This window comes from Pontibacter sp. HJ8 (genome assembly GCF_054824225.1).
Window position 1 is genome coordinate 1 of record NZ_JSYF01000567.1, and the last position, 4663, is coordinate 4663.

5 protein-coding genes are annotated in these 4663 nt (G+C 38.8%); all 5 read right to left on the minus strand.

Annotated elements, in window-relative coordinates; all coding sequences use genetic code 11:
• Window positions 1–845 (minus strand): sugar phosphate nucleotidyltransferase (locus OB13_RS19425; protein ID WP_461491844.1); only part of this gene is annotated, 845 nt, incomplete at its 3' end.
• Window positions 832–1974, minus strand: a complete 1143-nt coding sequence (gene neuC / locus OB13_RS19430; protein WP_461491845.1) for a UDP-N-acetylglucosamine 2-epimerase — start codon at window positions 1972–1974, stop codon at window positions 832–834. The genes OB13_RS19425 and neuC, both read right to left, overlap by 14 nt.
• A complete protein-coding gene (gene neuB / locus OB13_RS19435; RefSeq protein WP_461491846.1) occupies window positions 1956–2981 on the minus strand; it encodes an N-acetylneuraminate synthase in 1026 nt (341 codons plus the stop codon). Before neuB ends, neuC begins: the two co-directional genes overlap by 19 nt.
• Window positions 2978–3607: an acetyltransferase gene (locus OB13_RS19440; RefSeq protein ID WP_461491847.1), complete on the minus strand. Its 630-nt coding sequence runs from the start codon at window positions 3605–3607 to the stop codon at window positions 2978–2980. The genes neuB and OB13_RS19440 overlap by 4 nt, the downstream gene beginning before the upstream one ends.
• On the minus strand, window positions 3604–4663 hold a 1060-nt coding region (locus OB13_RS19445), incomplete at its 5' end, for a LegC family aminotransferase (RefSeq protein WP_461491848.1). The genes OB13_RS19445 and OB13_RS19440, both read right to left, overlap by 4 nt.

The window sequence follows — 4663 nt, forward strand, 5'->3', positions numbered from 1 at the left end:
TTAGAATAATAGGTATAGGTCGGCTTTTCTTTGAAACTTACAATATTGTTATCCTTAGTTTCTAAGACAGCGTAAGGCACATTAACACTATAAGGGATAGTAACTACTGATAGAGCAGCATCATTTTTTTGAAAATGAAGGAAAAAATCCTCATAATCCAGATTTGTCAACAGGTCGGAATTTGAGACCAAGATATAGTCATGTTGAAAATCATGAATCTTACTCACTGCACCAAGTGTGCCAAGGGGTTCATCTTCCCAAACATACTTAACATTAATAAACTTGGAAGTTCCGTCCTCAAAATATGCTTCAAGCTGCTCGCCTAAATACCTCACTGAAATCCATACATCATCAATACCATAACTGATCAAACGATCAATATTATGCTCTATTATAGGTTTGTCACCTACTTTGAGAAGAGGCTTCGGTGTATCATCTGTGAGAGGCTTTAAGCGCTCTCCCCTTCCTCCAGCCATCAACACAGCATCAACAGGTAAATATGATTTAAGAAACCTGAAATTTATGATGTTTACAATTTTCCCTTCTTTACAAAGGACCGGAATTATTTTGAAGTTGTTTTTTCTGTAGCTTATAACCTCATCAATTGTATAAGAACCTCTTTGGAGAAACTTAGGATTTGGCTGTATGAATACATCAACTAAATCATCCAATGTAAGCCCCTTTAAGAAACCCCTTCTCACGTCGCCATCTGTTAAAGATCCCAACAATTTCTCTTCCTCATCCACAACAAAAAGAATTGCATCTGCTGCAAGTTCATTAAGCTGAGCTAATGCGGTTTTGATTGGAGAATTGTTTTTAATAAGATGTCTTCTAAAGCTTATCACGGTTTTGTTTTTTTAGAATAGTTATTATATTTTGAGCAGCCCCATCCTTAAAATAAGGATTTCCCCCATCATACTCCCCAAGCCCTTTTACTTGCTTTAATGCGCCTATTATTTTTTTTGAGTCAAATGGTACATGCAAAACATTCTCACCTGCTGCTCTTCCTTTTTGTCTGTCTCCTATGTTTATTACAAACTTTTTAAAAGAAGCCGCTTCAATAATTCCACTTGAGGTATTTCCTATTAGGAACTTTGAATAGAGCATGCATGTAAAATAACTCTGTGTACCAAAGTTTTCAATTAAATATAATTTGTCACCTAACTCAGTTTTAAGAGCGTTAAACCCTTCACGAAAAATATTGCCATTCGTATCAGCGTTCGGCATTGTTATTACCACCTGATACTCTCTTGCTACAAAGCGTAAAGCTTCTAAAATCTCTGTTAGATGTCTACTATTTAACTCAGGTGCGACTGTTTCTGGATGTACAGTTACTAAAACAGTGGGAATATCTAAATTTATGTTCCACTTATCATTAAACTCCTCTTTATTAAGCATCTGAATATTGCTTAAATTATCAAGACTTAATGCACCTGTCACATAAATGTTACCAAGGTTACCGGTTATATCTGCAACTCTTGAGGCAAATGCATCCTGAGATACAAAGTGTAAAGATGAAGCAAGCGTTATAGCATGGCGGTATACATTGTCAATAGCTCCCAAGGTAGTTTCTCCACCATGCAAGTGAGCGAAGTTTATCTGATAAGGTATACCTGCTGCAACTGCACCAAACATTTCGAATCTGTCACCCAAACAGAAAACACAAGCAAATTCGTTTGCATGCTGTTCCCAGAAATCAGCAAATTTTAAAGAGGTCAGAGCACACGCAGTAGATATAGCGTTCTTGTCATCGTTGATGAGCAAAGAATTTACCTTATAATCTACTTTATATCCATCTGCAACAATATTATCTACTGTGTATCCATGAAAAGGAGATAAGTGGGTACCAAAGGCAATAATACCTAATTCAAATTCAGGATCTTCCTGCAATGCCTTCAGTAGTGGCTTATATATACCATAGTCAGCACGGGAACTAGTGAGAACCCCTATACGCATTACTGAAGATGTTTCCATTCTAGCTTAACTCCGGCATCCAGGTCAGAATTCAATTTACGCCCAATCACTTTGGGCAAATCCATCGGAGTTATACCGTCACCGGGTCTTTTCATTTCTAATTTTGACGCTTCAATCGGCTCTCCAGTTGAAATTGATTCTTTCAGATGGATACTTTTACGGGCAACACTTTTATTGAGTAATTCTGACTCAGTAGGTTCTTTCCGGCCATCACCACTCAACGCATTTTCAATATTCCTGATAGCAGAGACCATTGCAATTAATTCAGCTGGTTCCAAAGAAGCTTTATGATCCGGACCTGGCATATTCCGATCAAGAGTGAAGTGCTTTTCGATGACTTTCGCTCCAAGTGCAACAGCAGCAACAGGTACTTCTATGCCTAAGGTGTGGTCCGAGTACCCTATATTAATTTTAAATGCCTGCTGTATAGTTAGCATGGCCTTTAAATTTACATCTTCATACTTTGTAGGATAATCAGTATTACAGTGCAGAACTGTAATATCTTCTAACTTTGCTCCTCCTTCTTTTAACACATTCAATGCACCTTCAATTTCACCTAAGGATGCCATCCCGGTTGAGATTACGATAGGCTTTCCTTTGGGAGCGATGTGTTTAAGGTATAGATAATTTGTTAATTCTCCCGAAGGAATCTTAAAAAGATCTATACCAAGGTTTTCAAGAAAGTCTACACTTTCTTCATCAAAACCTGTTGATAAAAATTTAACTCCTTTTTGATTTGCATAATCTAACAGTTCCTCATGCATGTCTTCTGAAAGCTCCAGCTTCTTCAACATGTTGTATTGAGAGTCCTCTGCATTATTGCCCAAATTCTTTTTTTGGTACTCTGCCTGCTTAGCTGATTTGCTGACTAGTTTGTCAGCTTTAAAAGTCTGGAACTTCACATAATCAACACCAGCATCAGCTGCAACATCTATAAGTTGTTTTGCTAAAATTAGGTCTCCGTTATGATTGACTCCTGCTTCTGCTATAATGATAGTTTTATTCATTTTTTTAAATCTATGGCAGGGTTTCCTGCCCATACCAAGTTATCGGGCACATCCTTTAATACAACTGCACCTGCACCCACTGTAGTATTTTTGCCAATTCTTACTCCCTGCTTCACAACTGCTTTTGCTCCTATAAAGCTTCCTTCACCAACATGAACATTTCCTGCAAGCACAGCACCCGGTGCAATATGTACAAAATCTCCAATGTGACATTCATGCTCAATAATTGCTCCTGTATTAATGATGACGCCTACTCCTACTTTTGCCAATGGATTGATAATTGCGCCGGCAGCAATAAGACTTCCTGTTCCAATGGTTGTCATACCAGAAACTATGGAATTAGGATGAATTACGGAAGCAGTATCAAATCCTTTTTCACAAAGATATTTTATCAGCTTTCCCCTAATTGAATTATCTCCTATACCTACAAAAAAGATTGCTCCTAAATTTGTAATTTTAGATAAAGACTGTTCATCTCCTTCATCGCCGAGGTAATCCAAATTATAGGGGTCAACTATAGCTTTTTCTCTATCATAGTATCCAACTATATTATCTCCCCTCATTTTGATAGCATCTGCAACGACATAGGCATGGCCAGAGTATCCCAATAAAGCAAATTGCCTCATTTTATTCTAACGCTACTTGGTATATTTACGAGCCTGCCCTCAACCCACTTACTTATTGTTAATTCATCCTGTATGCAGTCCTGAAACATTGGCAGCTTATGCATCAAAGTCCATGCAGGTCGTGTCATCACGCCACTGCTATTAACTTCTGCTAAAAAGGTATCGCGTTCTTCTTTACTTTCTAGCAGAAGCGTGTTCAGCCAGTAATTTGCTTTCGCGTCCTTTCCCTCTGATACAAACTCTATTTCTTCTATCCCATCAAAGAATTTTTTGTAATTTTCAGCCAGTTCACGCTTATTTTCCACAAAAGCATTTAACTGCTCCAACTGTGCACAGGCTAAAGCCGCATTAAGGTTTGGCATGCGGTAATTATACCCGATATAATCGTGGTTAAACTCCCAGGCATGTGGTGTCTTAGCCTGAGTAGTGAGGTGCTTAGCTAGCTTTGCAATACGTTCATCATTTGTCACGATTGCTCCTCCCCCACCACAGGTAACTGTCTTATTTCCATTAAAGCTGAAAGTGCCTAATAGTCCAAAATTACCTGTATGCTTCCCTTTATAGTAGCTTCCTAAAGATTCTGCAGCATCCTCCACCAAAGGGATATTCCACTCCTGGCAAATGGCAGCAATGCGATCTATTTCACAAGGAAAGCCAAAGCTATGCATCGGCACACAAGCAGCAATTCGGTTACCAGTTTTGCTGTTAAAAGTAGCACCATCTGCTTTTTGCCCAAACTCCAGTAAAAACGCTTCCAGTTTCTCAGCACTTAATCCAAGGGTTTTTCTATCAATATCTAGAAAAACAGGTTTTGCTCCAATGTAACTGATGGCATTGGCAGTAGCAATGAAGGTAAGATCCTGTGAAAGCACTTCATCCCCCTGTTTTACTCCGGCGACGATAAGTGCCATATGCAGGGCTGCAGTGCCATTGACAGTAGCAATGGCATATTTAGCTCCTGTAATATCCTGCATCATCTCCTCGAAGCGGTTCACGTAAGCACCTACCGAAGACACAAAAGTCGAATCAATGGCATCTGCTACATACTTCTTCTCA